This window comes from Streptomyces hygroscopicus subsp. hygroscopicus (assembly GCF_001553455.1).
Lineage (GTDB): Bacteria > Actinomycetota > Actinomycetes > Streptomycetales > Streptomycetaceae > Streptomyces > Streptomyces hygroscopicus.
This window is the reverse complement of the sequence record NZ_BBOX01000238.1, coordinates 1-1,706: the sequence shown is the minus strand read 5'-3', so window position 1 is coordinate 1,706 and position 1,706 is coordinate 1. Positions and strand designations below refer to the sequence as shown.

Here is a 1,706-nt window from a genome sequence, read left to right as displayed (position 1 = left end):
ACGCACATAGCGCGCCGTCACGGGAAGCCCTCGCGCGTAACCCGCCACCGCACGCAGCGCCCCCTCCCGTGCGACCCGCGCAGTGATTCCGGCGGCGGTGGCGCGCGATGCGCTTGTCCTGATCGGGTGCCGCGGCGGCCGGGGCGCGGCCGATCGGGAGCCGTTCGCTGCCCGTCGCCCGCTGTCGACCAACTTCGCACAGGCACCACCAACGGTTTCCCGCGCGCGTCCCCACAACTTCGCACGCGCGGAGCAAATTGGCCCAGACCATTGACCCCACTGGTCTAGTCCTTCTACCGTTTCTCCACCCTGCCCTGCGCGTTCATGTCAAGCTGTGGGCAGGTCGTCGGGCAGTTCACTCTCCCCTCACCCCCCACCGAGGAGATTCCATGCTCAGACCACGCAGACTTTTCGCCGCGCTCGCGGCGTCGTGTACCGCGGTTCTGACCGCCACGCTGCTCGCGGGCTCGGCCGCGGCCGGTGAACCCCAAAGCACCGGAACGGCCACGGCCGCCGTGTCCAAGGCCGCCACCGCCACTCCGCAGGCCGCCGGCAACAAGGTCGTCGGCTACTTCACCGAGTGGGGCATCTACCAGCGGAACTACCACGTCAAGAACATCGAGACCTCGGGCTCCGCCGCCAAGCTCACCCACATCAACTACGCCTTCGGCAACGTCACCGGCGGCAAGTGCGCCATCGGCGACGCCTACGCCGACTACGACAAGGCGTACGACGCGGCGAGCAGCGTCGACGGCAAGGCCGACACCTGGGACGCGGGCGCGCTGCGCGGCAACTTCAACCAGCTGCGCAAGCTGAAGAAGCTCCACCCGAACCTCAAGGTGCTGTGGTCCTTCGGCGGCTGGACCTGGTCCTCCGGGTTCGGCGAGGCGGCCAGGAACCCCGCGGCGTTCGCCCAGTCCTGCTACGACCTGGTCGAGGACCCGCGCTGGGCGGACGTCTTCGACGGCATCGACATCGACTGGGAGTACCCCAACGCCTGCGGCAACACCTGCGACAGCAGCGGTAAGGACGCCTTCAAGAACCTGATGGCGGCGCTGCGCGCCAAGTTCGGTTCGTCCAACCTGGTGACGGCGGCGATCACCGCCGACGCCTCCTCCGGTGGCAAGATCGACGCCGCCAACTACGCGGGCGCCGCGCAGTACGTCGACTGGTACAACCCCATGACGTACGACTTCTTCGGCGCCTGGGCCGCACAGGGTCCCACCGCCCCGCACTCGCCGCTCAACTCCTACAGCGGCATTCCGCAGCAGGGCTTCAACACCGATGCCGCCATCCAGAAGCTCAAGGGCCTGGGCGTCCCGGCCTCGAAGCTGCTGCTGGGCATCGGCTTCTACGGACGCGGCTGGAGCGGGGTCACCCAGGACGCCCCCGGTGGCACCGCGACCGGCGCCGCGCCCGGCACCTACGAGGCGGGCATCGAGGACTACAAGGTGCTCAAGAACGCCTGCCCGGCGACCGGCACGGTCGCGGGCACGGCCTACGCGCACTGCGGCAACCAGTGGTGGAGCTATGACACCCCCGCCACCATCGCCGGGAAGATGAACTACAAGCAGCAGCAGGGCCTGGGCGGCACCTTCTTCTGGGAGCTCAGCGGCGACACCTCCAACGGTGAGCTGATCAAGTCCATCAGCTGACCCCGTACGACCCCCCTGACGACGCGGGCGGGAGCCACCACGGCTCCCCCC

At 68.9% G+C, this 1,706-nt stretch carries 1 protein-coding gene; it reads left to right on the top strand.

Going from position 1 to position 1,706, the window contains the following annotated elements:
- Positions 1-389: 389 nt before the first annotated feature.
- Positions 390-1,655 carry a glycoside hydrolase family 18 protein gene (locus AXW62_RS23635; RefSeq protein WP_060946274.1) on the top strand — a complete coding sequence of 422 codons (1,266 nt, stop codon included), beginning with the start codon at positions 390-392 and terminating at the stop codon, positions 1,653-1,655.
- Positions 1,656-1,706: the final 51 nt, after the last annotated feature.